Annotated in this window: 14 protein-coding genes; 3 read left to right on the top strand and 11 right to left on the bottom strand. The window is 43.4% G+C overall.

The window, feature by feature from the left end; genetic code table 11:
• Nucleotides 1-232: 232 nt before the first annotated feature.
• Nucleotides 233-1,303 carry a hemolysin family protein gene (locus BCU68_RS02265; protein WP_102563185.1) on the top strand — a complete coding sequence of 357 codons (1,071 nt, stop codon included), beginning with the start codon at nucleotides 233-235 and terminating at the stop codon, nucleotides 1,301-1,303.
• A 92-nt stretch (nucleotides 1,304-1,395) separates the two neighbouring features.
• Here the strand turns inward: BCU68_RS02265 and BCU68_RS02260 are convergent, their stop codons facing one another.
• Complete coding sequence (locus tag BCU68_RS02260) at nucleotides 1,396-1,986, bottom strand: DUF416 family protein (RefSeq protein WP_102563184.1); 591 nt, start codon at nucleotides 1,984-1,986, stop codon at nucleotides 1,396-1,398.
• 71 nt (nucleotides 1,987-2,057) lie between these two features.
• On the opposite strand from BCU68_RS02260, the gene BCU68_RS02255 reads away from it, so the two are divergent.
• Nucleotides 2,058-2,984, top strand: coding sequence for a D-2-hydroxyacid dehydrogenase (locus BCU68_RS02255; RefSeq protein ID WP_102563183.1), 927 nt, complete (start codon nucleotides 2,058-2,060; stop codon nucleotides 2,982-2,984).
• Between the two features lie 58 nt (nucleotides 2,985-3,042).
• On the opposite strand, the gene hemE is transcribed toward BCU68_RS02255, so the two are convergent.
• Nucleotides 3,043-4,110 (bottom strand): uroporphyrinogen decarboxylase, encoded by a 1,068-nt coding sequence (gene hemE, locus BCU68_RS02250; RefSeq protein ID WP_102563182.1) that lies wholly within the window; start codon nucleotides 4,108-4,110, stop codon nucleotides 3,043-3,045.
• Nucleotides 4,111-4,393: 283 nt separating this feature from the next.
• The gene (gene nudC / locus BCU68_RS02245; RefSeq protein WP_102563181.1) at nucleotides 4,394-5,176 is read right to left on the bottom strand and encodes an NAD(+) diphosphatase; all 783 of its coding nucleotides are present in this window, start codon (nucleotides 5,174-5,176) and stop codon (nucleotides 4,394-4,396) included.
• Between the two features lie 180 nt (nucleotides 5,177-5,356).
• On the opposite strand from nudC, the gene rsd reads away from it, so the two are divergent.
• A complete protein-coding gene (rsd, locus tag BCU68_RS02240) occupies nucleotides 5,357-5,851 on the top strand; it encodes a sigma D regulator (protein ID WP_102563180.1) in 495 nt (164 codons plus the stop codon).
• 110 nt (nucleotides 5,852-5,961) lie between these two features.
• On the opposite strand, the gene rpoC is transcribed toward rsd, so the two are convergent.
• The 8 genes from rpoC to secE all read right to left on the bottom strand — a co-directional run bounded on the left by rpoC (nucleotide 5,962) and on the right by secE (nucleotide 17,874).
• Nucleotides 5,962-10,158 carry a DNA-directed RNA polymerase subunit beta' gene (gene rpoC / locus BCU68_RS02235; protein ID WP_102563280.1) on the bottom strand — a complete coding sequence of 1,399 codons (4,197 nt, stop codon included), beginning with the start codon at nucleotides 10,156-10,158 and terminating at the stop codon, nucleotides 5,962-5,964.
• A gap of 65 nt (nucleotides 10,159-10,223) precedes the next feature.
• The gene (rpoB, locus tag BCU68_RS02230) at nucleotides 10,224-14,252 is read right to left on the bottom strand and encodes a DNA-directed RNA polymerase subunit beta (RefSeq protein ID WP_102563179.1); all 4,029 of its coding nucleotides are present in this window, start codon (nucleotides 14,250-14,252) and stop codon (nucleotides 10,224-10,226) included.
• 237 nt (nucleotides 14,253-14,489) lie between these two features.
• Complete coding sequence (rplL, locus tag BCU68_RS02225) at nucleotides 14,490-14,855, bottom strand: 50S ribosomal protein L7/L12 (protein ID WP_102563178.1); 366 nt, start codon at nucleotides 14,853-14,855, stop codon at nucleotides 14,490-14,492.
• Nucleotides 14,856-14,913: 58 nt separating this feature from the next.
• Nucleotides 14,914-15,408, bottom strand: a complete 495-nt coding sequence (gene rplJ, locus BCU68_RS02220; protein WP_102563177.1) for a 50S ribosomal protein L10 — start codon at nucleotides 15,406-15,408, stop codon at nucleotides 14,914-14,916.
• Nucleotides 15,409-15,680: 272 nt separating this feature from the next.
• Complete coding sequence (rplA, locus tag BCU68_RS02215) at nucleotides 15,681-16,385, bottom strand: 50S ribosomal protein L1 (RefSeq protein ID WP_102563176.1); 705 nt, start codon at nucleotides 16,383-16,385, stop codon at nucleotides 15,681-15,683.
• A gap of 4 nt (nucleotides 16,386-16,389) precedes the next feature.
• Entirely contained in the window at nucleotides 16,390-16,818 is a 429-nt protein-coding gene (gene rplK, locus BCU68_RS02210; protein ID WP_102563175.1) for a 50S ribosomal protein L11, read from the bottom strand.
• 117 nt (nucleotides 16,819-16,935) lie between these two features.
• Nucleotides 16,936-17,484 (bottom strand): transcription termination/antitermination protein NusG, encoded by a 549-nt coding sequence (nusG, locus tag BCU68_RS02205; RefSeq protein ID WP_102563174.1) that lies wholly within the window; start codon nucleotides 17,482-17,484, stop codon nucleotides 16,936-16,938.
• 12 nt (nucleotides 17,485-17,496) lie between these two features.
• Nucleotides 17,497-17,874, bottom strand: a complete 378-nt coding sequence (secE, locus tag BCU68_RS02200; protein ID WP_102563279.1) for a preprotein translocase subunit SecE — start codon at nucleotides 17,872-17,874, stop codon at nucleotides 17,497-17,499.
• Nucleotides 17,875-18,120: the final 246 nt, after the last annotated feature.

Raw genomic sequence — 18,120 nt, 5'->3', positions numbered from 1 at the left:
AATTCGACTCACTCTAAAACATAAATGCCCCATCTGGCAAAGGTTTGTCGCTAATCTTTAGCCCCTATGCCTGACTTTTAGCCATAATATGAGTAATGACTCACAATTTATAACTTATCGATAATAAATAAGACTTGTTTTCTTGATGACCTATGCCAATTTAGACCATCTACCCAGTGGGATTTTTTGATTATAAATCCAACACTTCACTTAATTTAGACCAAGAGGTCATATGTTACTTCTGACGTTTTACATCTTTATTGCGGTTGGTATTTCATTTATATGCTCTGTTTTAGAGGCTGTTTTACTCAGTCTTAGCCCTAGTTATTTAGCACAATTACGCCAACAAAATCACCCCTCGGCTAAGCAGCTTAGTCACTTAAAAGCTGATATTGACCGCCCGCTCGCTTCCATACTTACCCTCAATACCATTGCACATACGATCGGAGCGGCAACAGCAGGTGCTCAAGCCACAGTTGTATTTGGTAGTAAATGGCTCGGGTTATTTTCTGCTATTCTCACGCTGCTGATTTTAATTTTTTCAGAGATCGTGCCAAAAACAATCGGTGCTACCTACTGGCGTCAACTCGCACCATTATCGGCTGTGACTTTACGTTGGATGGTTTGGGCGCTAACACCTTTTGTGTGGTTTTCAAAACAAATAACCAAACGCCTATCTCATGGCCACCAGCCGCCGAAAATGCGCGATGAATTATCCGCAATGGCGATGCTTGCAAAAGAGAGCGGAGAATTTGCGGAAGGTGAATCAAAAATATTAAGCAATCTTCTCAATATTAGAGGCGTACCTGTCACCCAAATAATGACGCCTCGACCCGTTGTATTCCGCGTGGAAGCAACAATGAGCATCGATACCTTTTTAGACCTACACCAAGAAACCCCTTTTTCCCGACCACTCATTTACAGTGAGCAAAAAGATAATATTGTTGGCTTTGTTCACCGCTTGGAGCTTTTTAAACTGCAGCAATCTGGGTTCGGTGATAAACAACTCGGTGCCGTCATGCGCCCTATCCACGTCCTATTAAATAACTTACCGCTCACCAAAGCTTTTGATCAGATGCTCGCACACCGCTTACAACTATCGATTGTGGTTGATGAATATGGAATGATTCAAGGTATCGTGACGTTAGAGGATATGTTTGAGTATCTACTTGGTGAAGAGATTGTCGATGAAGCCGATAAAACGACAGATATGCAGGCATTAGCTTTTCAGCGCTGGGAGCACTGGAAAAATAAACATGGGGTAATTGAAAATACTCGTAAAGATGATTTATTGGATGACTAGTTGATACTGGCTGACTGCTGAAATAATCGAGATACAAAAAAGGCTCATCGTTATTATGAGCCTTTCATTATTTATCGTGTTCAAACTTGGTTCTATTCGATACCAATACCGATATTACTCATCGGTTCATCACGAAGCTCTTGGCGTAGATCTTTGATCAGTTCAATATCACGTGATTCTGCTTCACGTAACGGGCGGAAAATAGCCCATTGAACATCCCACTCTTCACAAACGGCTTCATTCTCTTTTTGGTTATCGTTTGTGATCTCATCAGAACCCTGCGCTTGCTCAAGATGTGCTACGGTCATCACTGACTGTTGGCTAACTTTGATCATGCACTCGAATAACTGATCGCGATCCAATAAACCATGCAGTAATGTCGACAAGCCTTGGCAAGCATCCATTGCAGGGTAAACGGCATAAAGATCAAAATCTTCAGCACTTGGAAACAGCTCTTCTAATTTCTCTAATTGACGCTCAAAATTTACTTTTGCTGTTTTAACCGTCAAAATTTCCCATACACTATCAAGCACATCACGATAGATACGTGCTTCGGCAAATTCTGTATTATCACAGAACATGGCATAGTTAGGGTACATACGCTCGCACAGACAAGCCATAAAGGTAATTTGTTGCCAAGGTTCTAGTCTCTCAAGACGAACCTGAAGTGGGTTCTGTAGCATAGTTACTCGATAATTGCAGAAAAAGACCGCAGAAGTGTACTCGATTAATTACAGGGAAAAAAGACAAGCTTATGAACAATTTCACCCATAAAGTTTATATTCTTACTGAACATGATCAAGTGTATAAGCAATTGCTAGAAGAGCAAGCTTTACCGAATTTAGAGATCACGGAAGATCGCACTCAAGCGACTATTTTACTTGCTTCTCCTCCTCTCGCGGCTAAAACTCTTGATGACTTTACTCACCTCGAGTGGTTACAGTCCGTTTATGCAGGCGTCGATGCACTGATTAAGCCTGAACTGGCAAAAAACTATACGCTAACCAATGTAAAGGGCATCTTTGGCCAGCAAATATCTGAATATGTACTTGGGTATAGTATTGCTCACTACCGTCAGTTTCATTTATACCAACAACAACAGCAGCAACAGGTATGGCAAGCGCACTCTTACCCTTCATTAAGCGAAAAAACGATGCTTATCCTCGGCACAGGTTCCATCGCAAGCCATTTAGCGACGACAGCAAAAGCCTTTGGAATACGCGTACTCGGGATCAACCGCACTGGAATTCCACCAAAACACTCTCCGTTTGATGCAACCTATCATGTCAATGAACTGAATTCGGTTTTACGTGATTGTGATATTGTCGTGAACACGCTACCTAAAACCGACGATACTATCAATTTATTGGATGAGAGCGCACTGAACGCCTGCCAAGGAAGCATCTTGTTCAACGTGGGACGAGGAGACACAGTGAATAGCCAAGCTCTGCTCGACGCGCTTGAGAGCGACTGTATCAATCATGCTTTTTTAGATGTTTTTATTAATGAGCCAATTTCACAAACGTGTCCATATTGGCAGCACCCAAAAGTCACGGTTACCCCACACATTGCAGCGCTCAGTTTCCCTGCTCAGGTCGTCGAACTTTTCTCAGCAAATTACCACGCTTGGCATGACGGCTTTTCTCTCAATCACCAAGTTGAATTTGAAAGAGGTTATTAATAAAAAAACCGCTCAAATCACTTGAGCGGTTTCGTTTTAAATCAACAATTCAATCGACTTACTTATGGTATGGCTTAGATAGTTCATGGACTGCGTCGACAAATACACCCGCATTTTCAGGCGGAACATCAAGGTGAATACCGTGACCTAGGTTGAAGACGTGACCTGTGCCATCATGACCAAAGCCTTCTAAAATAGTACCAACCTCTTCACGAATACGCTCTGGCTGAGCATAAAGCATTGATGGGTCCATATTACCTTGCAGAGCGACTTTATCGCCAATACGTGCTTTTGCATCTGCAATATTAATGGTCCAGTCAAGACCAACGGCATCACAGCCTGTTGCAGCGATCTGCTCTAACCACATACCACCATTTTTAGTAAATAAGGTAACGGGTACTCGGCGACCTTCATTTTCACGAATTAAGCCATCAACGATTTTGTGCATGTATTGCAACGAGAAGAGATTGTAATCACGAGGAGTTAGTACACCACCCCATGTATCAAAAACCATCACAGATTGTGCGCCCGCTTTAATTTGCGCATTAAGGTAATCGATCACACTATCGGCCAACTTATCTAACAACATATGCAGCGTTGCAGGCTCGGCATACATCATTTTTTTGATTTTAGTGAAAGCTTTTGAGCTACCACCTTCAACCATATAAGTTGCTAATGTCCACGGACTACCAGAGAAACCAATAAGAGGCACCTCACCTTGCAGATCTTTACGAATTTGACGAACCGCATTCATCACATACTGTAATTCGCCCTCTGGATCTGGCATGCCTATTTTTTCAACATCGGCTTTACATGTGATTGGGCGCTTAAACTTTGGACCTTCACCGGTCTCAAAATACAGACCTAACCCCATAGCATCAGGAATGGTTAAAATATCAGAGAATAAAATCGCGGCATCAAGAGGAAAGCGACGTAAAGGCTGAAGAGTAACTTCCGATGCTAATTCTGCGTTTTTACATAAAGACATAAAATCACCAGCAACGCCGCGAGTTGCTCGATACTCAGGCAGATAACGGCCCGCTTGGCGCATCATCCAAACCGGAGTGTAATCCACAGGCTCTTTCATTAAAGCTCGTAGGTAGCGATCATTTTTTAATTCTTTCATGCATCTCTTCCAATTGATTCTAACTTATATTGTAATCATTAATATTCTACACGTATTGTGCTTAAAATGCTGCGCAGTTTGTAATCTGGATCATATTATTAACAATTAACAACAAATTGGTTTGCAACCTTAATTAAGGGCTGCCACAATCACCTGGCTAGCGAAATTTATTATAATAATCTGGGGACTAACCTCAGTATCTCATAACGACATCTTACTTACCCCCTCCTTTACCGGAGGGTTTTTTTTATCTAAATAGACATTAATTACCACTAAATAAAACCTATGCTGACTCAACTTCCTTACGCACCTGTTCTATTAATGCCCTAGCAATCGTACCGACAGGTGCCACATCAGGTAAATTATCAACAGGGAACCATTGAGCCTCAGTTAACTCATATTCATCAGGCTTTAATGTGCCACCAGCATAGTCCGCCATAAACCCAACCATCAGACTGCTAGGAAATGCCCACGGCTGACTGCCAAAGTAACGAATATTATCGATATCAATGCCTGTTTCCTCTTTCACTTCTCGCTTAGCACACGCTTCTAAGGTTTCTCCGACCTCAACAAAGCCTGCTATAACAGTATACATGCCTGTTTTATGTCGTGCGTGTTGAGCGAGCAAAATCTGCTGTTCTTTTCGTACTGCAATGATGATACATGGAAAGATGCGAGGGTAATGTAAGGTGCGGCACTCCCCACATTGCATGGCGATTTGATTGTGATTTAAATGATTTCTTGCGCCGCATTGAGGACAGAAGCGCATTGATTGCAACATATGGCCATATTGAATAGCCTTACTAACCAGTAGGAATAGAGGCTCTGGCCAGGTAATTAGTGCCTTTAATGAGGTGAGAGGCAGAGATTGGTCTAATTGCTCCTCATTGAGCCAGCGAACGGGATAACCTAAATGCTCGCCGATAATGAGAGAACTCTCAATGCTTAGCCCTACATCACTTGCCTCTCCAAAGGGTAAGTTATCATCTATCAGCCAAACTGCACTTCCAGAAACAACACACCAATAAGCCAGTTCCTTGTGGCTTTTGTCACTTTTTTTTAACATTTAAGACCCTCATTACTTGCAGTTCATCCATTTTACTGGCAATCTAATTTCATACTAGAATGAAGCTTTATGCACTTTTAAGCTATGTATTTTTAGTGAAATTCGATATTTACATCTCACACGGATCCTTTGCCTAGCAAAGAAAGATGATCACCTGTATTGGGGTCAGATCATGAGGACATGGTCATGCTAAATAAATTTAATCAAGTACAAGAACAATGGGGTGGCTCCAATGAGGTTATTGATCATTGGTTAGAGACTCGCCAAGACTTAATTGTGGAGTTTTGCCAACTTGCAGCTCTACAGCCTAGCTCTGCAAAAAGCGCGGTGACTGAGTTACCCTCCCCAAAAGAGCTACAATCTTTCTGCCAGCATCTCATTGATTACATTTCTGAAGGACACTTTAAAATTTATGATATGGTCATGGATAGATGGCGTTCTACTGGTTTTAAAGCGACAGATGAGATCAGCAGCACTTACGCTAAAATAGTGTTAACGACTGAACCGTTACTCAATTTTAATGACAAGTATGCGCAAGTAGTAAAAGACGATGAATTGAGCGACTTTGAGCAGGATTTATCGAAGATGGGCGAATTGATTGAGCTACGTTTTGAAGTTGAAGACCATTTAATTCAACTCATTGCAGACAGTTTAACGATACCACCAGGGGCGTAATTCATATTAAATAATCTTAATATGAATAGCTGTCACTTGATAATACGTAAATGACAAATACAAAAAAGGCACCTTTCGGTGCCTTTTTTCTTATCGGTTCAACTCAAGACTTATTCGCCTGAAAAACCTGCATTTAATAGTGCCGCTAGGTTATCTGTTGCTTGTTCAGCAGATGGACCTTCTTGCTCTAAACGCTGCTTTTGACGATCTTGGTGATACGCGAAACCAGTACCAGCTGGGATCAAGCGACCAACAATAACGTTCTCTTTCAGACCACGAAGATCATCACGCTTACCAGAAACCGCAGCTTCTGTTAGTACGCGAGTCGTTTCTTGGAATGATGCTGCTGAGATAAATGACTCAGTTGCAAGAGATGCTTTAGTAATACCTAGTAGATCACGTTCGAAACCTACTAGTTCTTTACCTTCAGCTTCTAGCTTACGGTTAGCAATCTTAACGTTATGGTACTCAACCTGTTCGCCAGGTAGGAACTCAGAGTCGCCAGAATGAGTAATAGTACACTTACGAAGCATTTGACGAACGATAGTCTCAATGTGCTTATCGTTAATCTTAACGCCTTGTAGACGGTATACTTCTTGTACTTCATTTGCGATGTACTGAGTTACTGCACGGATACCACGTAAACGTAGGATATCATGTGGAGTCTCTGGACCATCAGAAATAACGTCACCACGTTCGATCTTCTCACCTTCAAATACGTTCAATTGACGGTGTTTAGGAATCATCTCTTCGTATGTATCACCACCCTCACGAGTGATAATTAAGCGACGCTTACCTTTTGTTTCTTTACCGAACGACACAGTACCTGAGTGTTCAGCAAGAATTGCAGGCTCTTTTGGTTTACGAGCTTCAAATAAGTCTGCTACGCGTGGTAGACCACCGGTGATATCTTTGTTTCCGCCAGATTTCTGAGGGATACGAGATAACGTGTCACCAATGCCAACTTCAGCGCCATCTTCGATGTTAACAATCGCCTTACCAGGTAGGAAGTAGTGAGCTGGCATATCAGTACCAGGGATCATTACGTCGTTACCTTGTGCATCAACAAGTTTGATAGCTGGACGCATATCTTTACCTGCTGCTGGACGAGCTGCTGGATCAGTTACTTCACTTGAAGATAGACCTGTTAGATCATCTGTTTGGCGAGCAACTGTTACACCGTCGATCATATCAACGAATTGAATGCGACCTGCCACTTCAGTGATGATTGGCATGGTGTGCGCTTCCCAGTTAGCTACAACTTCACCAGCTTCCACTGAATCGTTGTCTGCTTTGCTCAGAATCGAACCGTAAGGAAGTTTATGCTTCTCTTTAGTACGACCGAACTCATCAATAATCGTCATCTCAGATGCACGAGAAGTGATAACCAGTTTCTTATCGTTGTTAATTACAAACTTAGCATTGTGAAGCTTCACAGTACCCGTTGTCTTAGCTTGGATGTTGTTCTCTGCCGCAGCAGTAGATGCAGCACCACCGATGTGGAACGTACGCATCGTTAGCTGTGTACCAGGTTCACCGATAGATTGTGCAGCGATAACACCAACTGCTTCACCTTGGTTCACTAGGTGACCACGTGCTAGGTCACGACCGTAACACTGTGCACAACAACCGAAGTCAGCATCACAGGTAACTACTGAGCGCACTTTCATGCTATCTACAGAGTTCTCTTCCATGATTTGACACCACTTCTCATCAATTAGAGTATTACGTGGAATCAGTACTTCTTCAGTACCAGGCTTGATAACATCTTCTGCTACTACACGACCAAGAGCTAGCTCAGAAAGTGCAACTTTAACGTCACCACCTTCGATGTGAGGCATCATGTCGATACCTTCGTGAGTGCCACAGTCATGTTCGTGAACAACAACGTCTTGAGCAACGTCTACTAGACGACGAGTTAGGTAACCCGAGTTAGCTGTTTTCAGTGCTGTATCCGCAAGACCCTTACGAGCACCGTGCGTTGAGATAAAGTACTGAAGGACGTTTAGACCTTCTTTAAAGTTCGCAGTGATTGGCGTTTCGATGATTGAACCATCTGGACGCGCCATCAGACCACGCATACCCGCTAGCTGACGAATCTGTGCAGCAGAACCACGAGCGCCCGAGTCAGCCATCATGTAGATGCTGTTAAACGACTCTTGTTGCTCTTCTTCACCGTCACGGTTGATTACTGTTTCAGAAGATAGGTTATCCATCATAGCTTTTGCTACGCGGTCGTTGGTAGACGCCCAGATATCGATAACTTTGTTGTAACGCTCACCCGCAGTAACAAGACCAGATTGGAATTGCTCTTGGATTTCACGAACTTCTTCTTCAGCAGCTTCAATTTCGTCGTATTTCGCTTGTGGTACAACCATATCGTCGATACCAACAGAAACACCAGACAGTGCAGCGTATGCAAAACCTGCGTACATAATTTGGTCAGCAAATACTACTGTATCTTTAAGACCAAGCTTACGGTAACACTCGTTTAGTAGGTTAGAAATTTGCTTCTTACCTAGCTTTTGGTTAACGATGCTGTACGGAAGACCTGATGGTACGATTTGCCATAACATTGCACGACCAACGGTAGTATCAACTAGACCGGTGTTCGTTGTGCTATTGCCATCTTCATCAACTACAGTTTCAGTGATACGTACTTTAACGCGAGCGTGTAGCTCAGCATTCTTAGTACGGTATGCTTTTTCAGCCTCTTCAGGGCCGGCAAAGTACATACCTTCACCTTTCACGTTGATTTTATCACGTGTCATGTAGTAAAGACCCAAGACAACGTCCTGAGAAGGTACGATGATCGGATCACCTGATGCTGGCGACAGAATGTTATTCGTCGACATCATTAGGGTACGAGCTTCTAGCTGAGCTTCCAAAGTTAGAGGTACGTGTACCGCCATTTGGTCACCATCGAAGTCGGCGTTATATGCCGCACACACTAGTGGGTGAAGCTGAATCGCTTTACCTTCGATTAGTACTGGTTCGAACGCTTGAATACCAAGACGGTGAAGTGTTGGTGCACGGTTCAATAGTACTGGGTGTTCGCGAATTACTTCGTCTAGGATATCCCATACGATAGCTTCTTCACGCTCAACCATTTTCTTAGCTGCTTTGATTGTCGTAGCCATGCCGCGACTTTCTAGCTTGCTGTAGATAAATGGCTTGAATAGCTCAAGTGCCATCTTCTTAGGAAGACCACACTGATGTAGACGTAGGTATGGACCAACTGTGATAACAGAACGGCCAGAGTAGTCTACACGTTTACCTAGAAGGTTTTGACGGAAACGACCTTGTTTACCCTTGATCATATCAGCAAGAGATTTCAGAGGACGCTTGTTCGAACCTGTGATTGCACGACCACGACGACCGTTATCAAGTAGCGCATCAACAGACTCTTGCAGCATACGCTTTTCGTTACGTACGATGATGTCCGGAGCAGCTAGCTCTAGAAGACGCTTCAAACGGTTGTTACGGTTAATCACACGACGGTAAAGGTCGTTCAGATCAGAAGTCGCAAAACGACCGCCATCTAGTGGTACTAGAGGACGAAGATCTGGCGGAAGTACCGGAAGCACAGTAAGAATCATCCATTGTGGGTCATTGCCCGACATAATGAACGCTTCAACAAGCTTCAGACGCTTCGTGATTTTTTTACGCTTAGTTTCAGAGTTTGTTGTTTCTAACTCTTCGCGCATTTGTTCTGCTTCAGCGTGCATGTCCATAGTAGACAGCAGATCTTTGATCGCTTCTGCACCCATTTTAGCCGTGAACTCATCACCCCACTCTTCTAGGCGATCCAGATACTCTTCTTCAGTAAGCATCTGAGATTTTTCTAGATCAGTCATACCAGGTTCTGTTACTACGTACATTTCAAAGTAAAGTACGCGTTCGATATCACGCAGTGGGATATCCATTAACAAACCGATACGAGACGGTAGTGATTTTAAGAACCAGATGTGAGCAACTGGTGAGGCTAGCTCGATGTGGCCCATACGGTCACGACGAACTTTAGTCTGTGTAACTTCTACGCCACACTTCTCACAGATAACACCACGGTGTTTCAGACGCTTATATTTGCCACAAAGACATTCGTAGTCTTTTACTGGACCAAAAATACGCGCACAGAATAGACCATCGCGCTCAGGCTTGAACGTACGATAGTTAATTGTCTCTGGTTTTTTAACTTCACCAAATGACCATGAACGAATCATGTCAGGTGAAGAAAGACCGATTTTGATTGCATCAAATTCTTCGGTCTTATGCTGTGCTTTTAGAAAGTTTAATAAGTCTTTCACGATCAGCCCCTGTAAGGAGTGAAAAGGCGCTCGGCGAGCGCCTTCTAACAAATAACCCCGAAGGATTACTCTTTATCTTCTAGCTCGATGTTGATACCTAGCGAGCGAATCTCTTTCAACAATACGTTGAATGATTCTGGCATACCAGGTTCCATGCTGTGATCGCCATCTACGATGTTCTTATACATCTTAGTACGGCCATTCACGTCATCTGACTTAACAGTCAACATTTCTTGTAGAGTATATGCAGCACCGTATGCTTCTAGTGCCCACACTTCCATCTCACCAAAACGTTGTCCACCGAACTGAGCTTTACCACCAAGTGGTTGCTGAGTTACTAGGCTGTAAGAGCCAGTTGAACGAGCGTGCATCTTGTCATCAACAAGGTGGTTTAGTTTCAGCATGTACATGTAACCAACGGTTACAGGACGCTCAAACTGATCACCTGTGCGGCCATCAAACAATTTAAGTTGACCAGATTCTGGTAGGTCACCTAACTTCAATAGCTCTTTGATTAACTCTTCAGAGGCACCATCGAACACAGGCGTAGCAATCGGTAGACCGCCACGTAGGTTCTTAATCAAGGTACGAACTTGATCATCAGAAAGTTCTGCAATATCAACTTTTTGACGAGTATCGCCTAGATCATAAACCTTCTGTAAGAAGCTACGGAACTTATGCAGTTCTTGTTGCTCTTTCAGCATTTGGTTGATCTTATCACCGATACCTTTAGCAGCCAGACCTAAGTGTACTTCTAGGATCTGACCGATGTTCATACGCGATGGTACACCCAGTGGGTTAAGTACGATGTCTACAGGCTGACCTTTTTCATCGTATGGCATGTCTTCAACAGGGTTAATCTTAGAGATTACACCTTTGTTACCGTGACGACCGGCCATTTTATCACCAGGCTGAATACGACGTTTAACCGCTAGGTAAACTTTAACGATTTTCAGTACGCCAGGCGCTAGATCATCACCTTGAGTGATTTTACGACGTTTAGTCTCAAACTTCGTATCGAAGTCAGACTTAAGCTCGTCCCACTGCTCAGCAAGTTGCTCAAGCTGTGTTTGAAGTGCGTCGTCGTCTAGCGTTAGTTCTAGCCATCTCTTACGATCGATAGTATCCAGTTTCTCTTCCGAGTAACCACCATTGATAAGTACAGCGCGAACACGTGCAAGTAGACCACCTTCAAGAATTTGGAACTCTTCAGTTAAGTCTTTCTTCGCATCTTTCAGCTGCATTTGTTCAATTTCAAGCGCACGCTTGTCTTTCTCTACGCCATCGCGAGTGAAAACTTGAACATCAATGATCGTACCTGAAATCGAGTTAGGTACACGTAGTGATGTATCTTTAACATCTGATGCTTTTTCACCGAAGATAGCACGTAGTAGCTTCTCTTCAGGAGTTAGTTGAGTTTCACCTTTAGGGGTTACTTTACCAACTAGGATGTCGCCACCCTTAACTTCAGCACCAATGTAAACGATACCTGACTCATCTAGTTTAGATAGAGCAGATTCACCTACGTTTGGAATATCAGCAGTGATCTCTTCAGAACCCAGCTTAGTATCACGAGCCACACAAGATAGTTCTTGGATGTGGATAGTCGTGAAACGGTCTTCTTGAACTACGCGCTCAGATACTAAGATCGAGTCTTCGAAGTTATAACCATTCCAAGGCATAAATGCGATACGCATGTTTTGACCAAGCGCTAGCTCACCAAGGTCTGTTGAAGGACCATCAGCAATAACATCACCACGTGATACTGGTTCACCAGGTAGCACGGTTGGGCGTTGGTTGATACATGTATTTTGGTTCGAACGTGTGTACTTAGTTAGGTTGTAAATGTCGATACCAGCTTCGCCAGGTACCAATTCATTTTCATTAACCTTAACTACGATACGAGACGCGTCAACTGACTGAATCATACCACCACGTTTAGCAACTGCAGTTACACCTGAGTCAACCGCTACGTTACGTTCGATACCAGTACCTACTAACGGCTTATCAGCACGTAGAGTTGGTACCGCTTGACGTTGCATGTTCGCACCCATCAATGCACGGTTCGCATCATCGTGTTCTAGGAACGGGATAAGCGAAGCAGCGATAGATACTACTTGGTTTGTTGCAACGTCCATGTAGTTAACATGGTCGCGTGGGTGAAGACCAGATTCACCTTTCTGACGAGCAGTGATCAGCTCATCAGTAAACGTACCATCTTCAGCAAGAACAGCATTCGCCTGAGCGATAACAAACTGACCTTCTTGGATAGCAGATAGGTAATCAACTTCATCCGTTACTACACCATCAACAACACGACGATATGGGGTTTCAAGGAAACCGAAATCATTACAACGTGCAAATGCAGATAGTGAGTTAATTAGACCGATGTTTGGACCTTCCGGCGTTTCGATCGGACATAGACGACCGTAGTGAGTTACGTGTACATCACGTACCTCAAAGCCAGCACGTTCACGAGTTAGACCACCAGGACCTAAAGCAGAAATACGACGCTTATGCGTTACTTCTGACAATGGGTTGTTCTGATCCATAAACTGTGAAAGCTGTGAAGAACCAAAGAATTCTTTAACGGCTGCTGAAATAGGCTTAGCATTGATTAGGTCTTGAGGCATGATAGCATCAAGATCACCAAGGCTTAGGCGCTCTTTCACTGCACGTTCAACACGAACTAGACCAACACGGAATTGGTTTTCTGCCATTTCACCAACAGAACGGATACGACGGTTGCCAAGGTGGTCGATATCGTCCACTTCGCCTTTACCGTTACGGATGCCGATCAGTTTCTTCATCACTTCGATGATGTCGGTTTCGTCTAGTGTGCCTTGTTCACCAGCATCTTCACGTTCGATAGAGCTGTTAAACTTCATACGACCAACAGTCGATAGGTCGTAACGCTCTTCTGCGAAGAATAGGCTTTCAAACAATGACTCAGCAGCTTCTTTCGTAGGTGGCTCACCAGGGCGCATCATACGATAGATTTCTACAAGTGCTGAAATACGGTCAACAGTGCTGTCAACGCGTAGTGTATCGGAAATAAATGAACCATTATCTAGGTCATTTGTGAACAATACTTGTAAGCTCTTGTAACCTGCTTGAGAAAGATTCGCTAAAGCTTCAAGGCTGATTTCGTGGTTTGCACCAACAATGATCTCGCCTGTTGCTTCATTGATGTAATCTTTCGATGCAACTTTACCCACGATGTACTCAACTGGTACTTCGATGTACTCAACGCCATCTTTTTCAAGCTGACGGATGTGACGGGCAGTTACACGACGACCAGTTTCAACGTAAGTCTTACCATTTGCTTCAATGTCAAATGATGCAGTTTCACCACGTAGACGATCAGGAACAAGCTCCATTAATAGAGTTTGGTCTTTCACTTCGAAGTTAACAGTCTCGAAGAAGGTCTCTAGGATCTCTTCTGTCGTCTTGCCAAGTGCACGAAGGATGATCGACGCAGGTAACTTACGACGACGGTCAATACGTACGTACAAGTTATCCTTAGGATCGAACTCAAAGTCTAACCATGAGCCGCGGTAAGGAATAACACGTGCGTTATAAAGAACTTTACCAGATGAGTGGGTCTTACCCTTATCGCTGTCGAAGAATACGCCTGGACTTCTATGCAGCTGGGATACGATAACCCTCTCAGTACCATTAATAACAAAGGTACCGTTGTCTGTCATAAGCGGAATTTCGCCCATGTAGACTTCTTGTTCTTTAATGTCTTTTACAGTACCTGCCGGTGCATCTCGGTCAAAAATAACTAGGCGTAGTTTAACGCGTAGAGGTTTTGAATAAGTTACACCACGGATTTGACATTCTTTAACATCAAAAACTGGCTCACCAAGACGATAGCTAACGTATTGCAGCTCGGAATTGCCGTTGTAGCTCTGAATAGGAAATACAGAACGAAAAGCAGCCTCAAGACCGTATTGTCCTTCAGGATCCTGTTCGATAAATTTATCGAATGAATCAAGCTGGATCGATAGCAGGTATGGAATGTCCAATACTTGTGGACGAGTACCAAAGTCCTTACGGATGCGCTTTTTCTCGGTATAAGAGTAAACCATGGGGTTCCTCAGCTCGCTGATAAGTGACCCAAACTGTCCAAAACATTCTCAAAAGAAAGGGACAGAGACTAACAACTGTTTCTATGGTAGTAATATTTCACTGAGTTACCGTGAAATATATTTTGCTCAAGTAGTGGTGTAAACAGCGGAAAATTCACCAATACCCTACAGCGCAAAAAGGCCGGTGGTTAATAAACCACCAGCCATTAGCCGTTAGGCTAAGAAGTCAAATAATAATTATTTGATTTCAACAGAAGCGCCTGCTTCTTCAAGCTGAGCTTTAAGACCTTCAGCTTCAGCTTTTTCAACGCCTTCTTTAAGAGGTGCTGGAGCTGAGTCTACAAGACCTTTAGCTTCTTTAAGACCTAGGCCAGTTGCGCCACGTACTGCTTTGATAACAGCAACTTTGTTTGGACCAACAGCTGTAAGTACAACGTCGAATTCAGTTTGCTCTTCAGCTGCTTCTGCAGCTGCGCCGCCTGCAACTACTGCAGCAGCAGCAGTTACACCGAATTTCTCTTCCATAGCTTCGATAAGCTCAACAACTTGCATTACAGACATTTCTGCAACTGCGTCTAGGATTTGCTCGTTAGTAATAGACATAACAATTCTCTTTTAAGTCAACAATAAGTATAAATAGTAATCAATGAATAGCTAGGGCTTATGCCGCAACTTCTTCTTTTTGATCACGAACAGCAGCGATAGTACGTACCAGTTTACCAGCAGAAGCTTCTTTCATGCACATCATTAGGCGTGCGATTGCTTCGTCGTAAGTTGGTAGTGTCGCTAGTACATCAGCATCAGTAACTACGCCTTCAAAAGCAGCAGCTTTGATCTCAAATGCTTTGTTCTCTTTAGCGAAGTCTTTGAAAAGACGCGCTGCAGCACCTGGGTGCTCGTTAGAGAACGCTAGTAGGCTAGGACCAGTAAATGTGTCTTGTAGACACTCGTACTGAGTACCTTCTACTGCACGGCGTGCTAGAGTGTTACGAACAACTCGCATGTAAACACCAGCTTCACGAGCTTGTTTACGTAGAGAAGTCATAGCACCAACAGGAACGCCACGAGAGTCAGCTACAACTGCAGAAAGTGCACCACTGGCTGCTTCGTTGACTTCAGCAACAATTGCTTTTTTGTCTTGAAGATTTAAAGCCATTTGGATTAACCTCTGGGTTGTGATTACACCACTCACTACAAATACTGTAATGAGAGTTATACGGTGCATTCCCTCCAAATATTATTTTAAAATAACATTCTTAGTTCGGGCACCGTCTACGCAGGTTTTATTAAGCTCAAATTTGTCATCCGAAGATAGTCAATTTAAGCGCCTACGGTCTTGGACGGAGATGGTTAAAAAACGAATTTAACAACCATCCCAACCACAATAATTAGGCGCGAGATTATACACTAATTTCGCACCAAATCAAATTAGTTTGCTTGAGTGTTCAGGCTACCCTGTTCAACAGCAACACCAGCACCCATAGTAGTAGAGATGCTTACTTTCTTCAGGAAAACGCCTTTCGCTGAAGACGGTTTAGCTTTCTTAAGAGCAACTAGAAGAGCTTCTAGGTTCTCTTGAAGCTGGTTAGCTTCGAAAGATGCTTTACCGATAGTAGTGTGGATGATGCCGTTTTTGTCGTTACGGTAACGAACCTGACCAGCTTTAGCATTTTTAACTGCTTGAGCAACGTTAGGAGTTACAGTACCAACTTTAGGGTTTGGCATTAGACCGCGTGGACCTAGGATTGTACCTAGTTGACCAACAACGCGCATTGCATCTGGAGAAGCAACAACAACGTCAAAGTCCATTACGCCTTTCTTAACTTGCTCAGCAAGATCTTCCATACCAACGATATCTGCGCCAGCCGCTTTAGCAGCTTCTGCGTTTGCACCTTGAGTGAAAACAGCAACGCGGATTTCACGGCCAGTACCGTGAGGTAGCACAGTTGCGCCACGAACGTTTTGGTCAGATTTACGAGCATCAATGCCAAGATTGATAGCTACGTCAACGCTTTCTACGAATTTAGCAGTTGCAAGTTCTTTAAGAAGAGCTACAGCTTCATTGATTTCGTATTCTTTAGTTGCGTCAACTTTGTCGCGGATTACGCGCATACGCTTAGTAAGTTTAGCCATTATATTAACCCTCTACCACTAGGCCCATTGAACGAGCAGTACCCGCGATAGAACGCTTCATCGCTTCGATGTCTGCGCCAGTCATATCTGCAGCTTTAGTTTCAGCAATCTCTTGCACTTGAGCGTCAGTAACAGTACCAACTTTCTCAGTGTTTGGACGGCCAGAACCAGACTTAACGCCAGCAGCTTTCTTAAGAAGAACAGCAGCAGGTGGAGTCTTAGTTACAAACGTGAAAGAACGGTCACTGTATACAGTAATAACTACTGGAGTAGGTAGACCTTTCTCAACAGATTCTGTACGTGCGTTAAACGCTTTACAGAATTCCATGATGTTTACACCGTGTTGACCTAGAGCAGGACCAACCGGTGGACTTGGGTTTGCCATACCAGCTGCAACTTGCAGTTTGATATAAGCTTCAACTTTCTTAGCCATGATATTTCCTAAAATTTGGGTTCAAACGCCAACCTAACTAGGTAAGCTCCCCGTTAACAAAAAGGCGCGAAATTATAATCACATTTCGCACCTTTAACAAGTCTAAAAGGCGACTTTTTAATCAAGTTTTTCAACTTGACCGAATTCAAGCTCAACAGGTGTTGCTCGACCGAAGATCGAAACAGACACTTTAATGCGGCTTTTCTCGTAATCCACTTCTTCAACAGTACCGTTAAAGTCAGCGAATGGACCATCGTTCACACGAACAATTTCACCAGCTTCAAACATCGTCTTAGGACGTGGAGCTTCGCTCGCTTTCTCTAAACGATTTAAGATAGCGTCAGCTTCTTTATCTGTGATCGGAGCAGGACGGTCAGAGGTACCACCAATGAAGCCCATTACACGAGGAATACTACGTACTAAGTGCCATGATTCATCATTCATGATCATTTGCACTAACACATAGCCAGGAAAGAACTTACGTTCACTTTTGCGACGTTGGCCAGCACGCATTTCAACTACTTCTTCAGTAGGAACGAGTACGTCACCAAATAATTCTTCCATGTTGTGCATCTTGATGTGTTCGCGTAGCGATTGAGATACACGACCTTCATAGCCAGAAAATGCCTGAACTACATACCAACGTTTTTTCGGAGCTTCACTCATGAATTAGAACCCTCAAATCCCAGTAGCTAATGCAACAAGACGAACCATAATTCCGTCAATGCCCCATAGCACTAAAGACATTACAATACATACAGCTAATACAATCAAAGACGTTTGCATCGTCTCTTGACGTGTCGGCCAAACCACTTTACGAACTTCTACTCGAGACTCTTGAGCAAAAGCGATAGCAGCTTTACCTTTTGTTGTTGTTGCGGCAACTCCAAGAGCACCAGCAATAAGAACGACAACACCTGCAGCGCGAATTACAACAGACAATTCACCATACAGGTAATTACCCACAACAGCGGCGGCTAACAGAGCAAAAGCGACTACCCACTTCAATGTATCTGCTGCACTTGAGCTATCAGGAGTTTCAGCGTTTGCTTTCATAAAACCAACCTGTGATAAGTCTTTATTATAGACGACAATAACCCCGCTGTTGCAGGGCACATTCCTTTGCGTTGTAATACAACACATTTAACGACTAAGAATAACATCTAAGTCGTAGAATTCTTTGCTAATACTCATTTCATTTGTCAAAAATAAAATGAACTTTTATTTAGCGCAGAAAAAGGGCATCAAATGATGCCCTTTTTTATAGGTATTAGTCAAATCTTAAGCGAAGATTTTAGCTAC

It is taken from the genome of Vibrio sp. 10N.286.49.B3 (genome assembly GCF_002873395.1).
Classification (GTDB): Bacteria; Pseudomonadota; Gammaproteobacteria; order Enterobacterales; family Vibrionaceae; genus Vibrio.
Note: the sequence above shows the minus strand (reverse complement) of the source record. Positions and strands in the feature narration are given on the sequence as shown.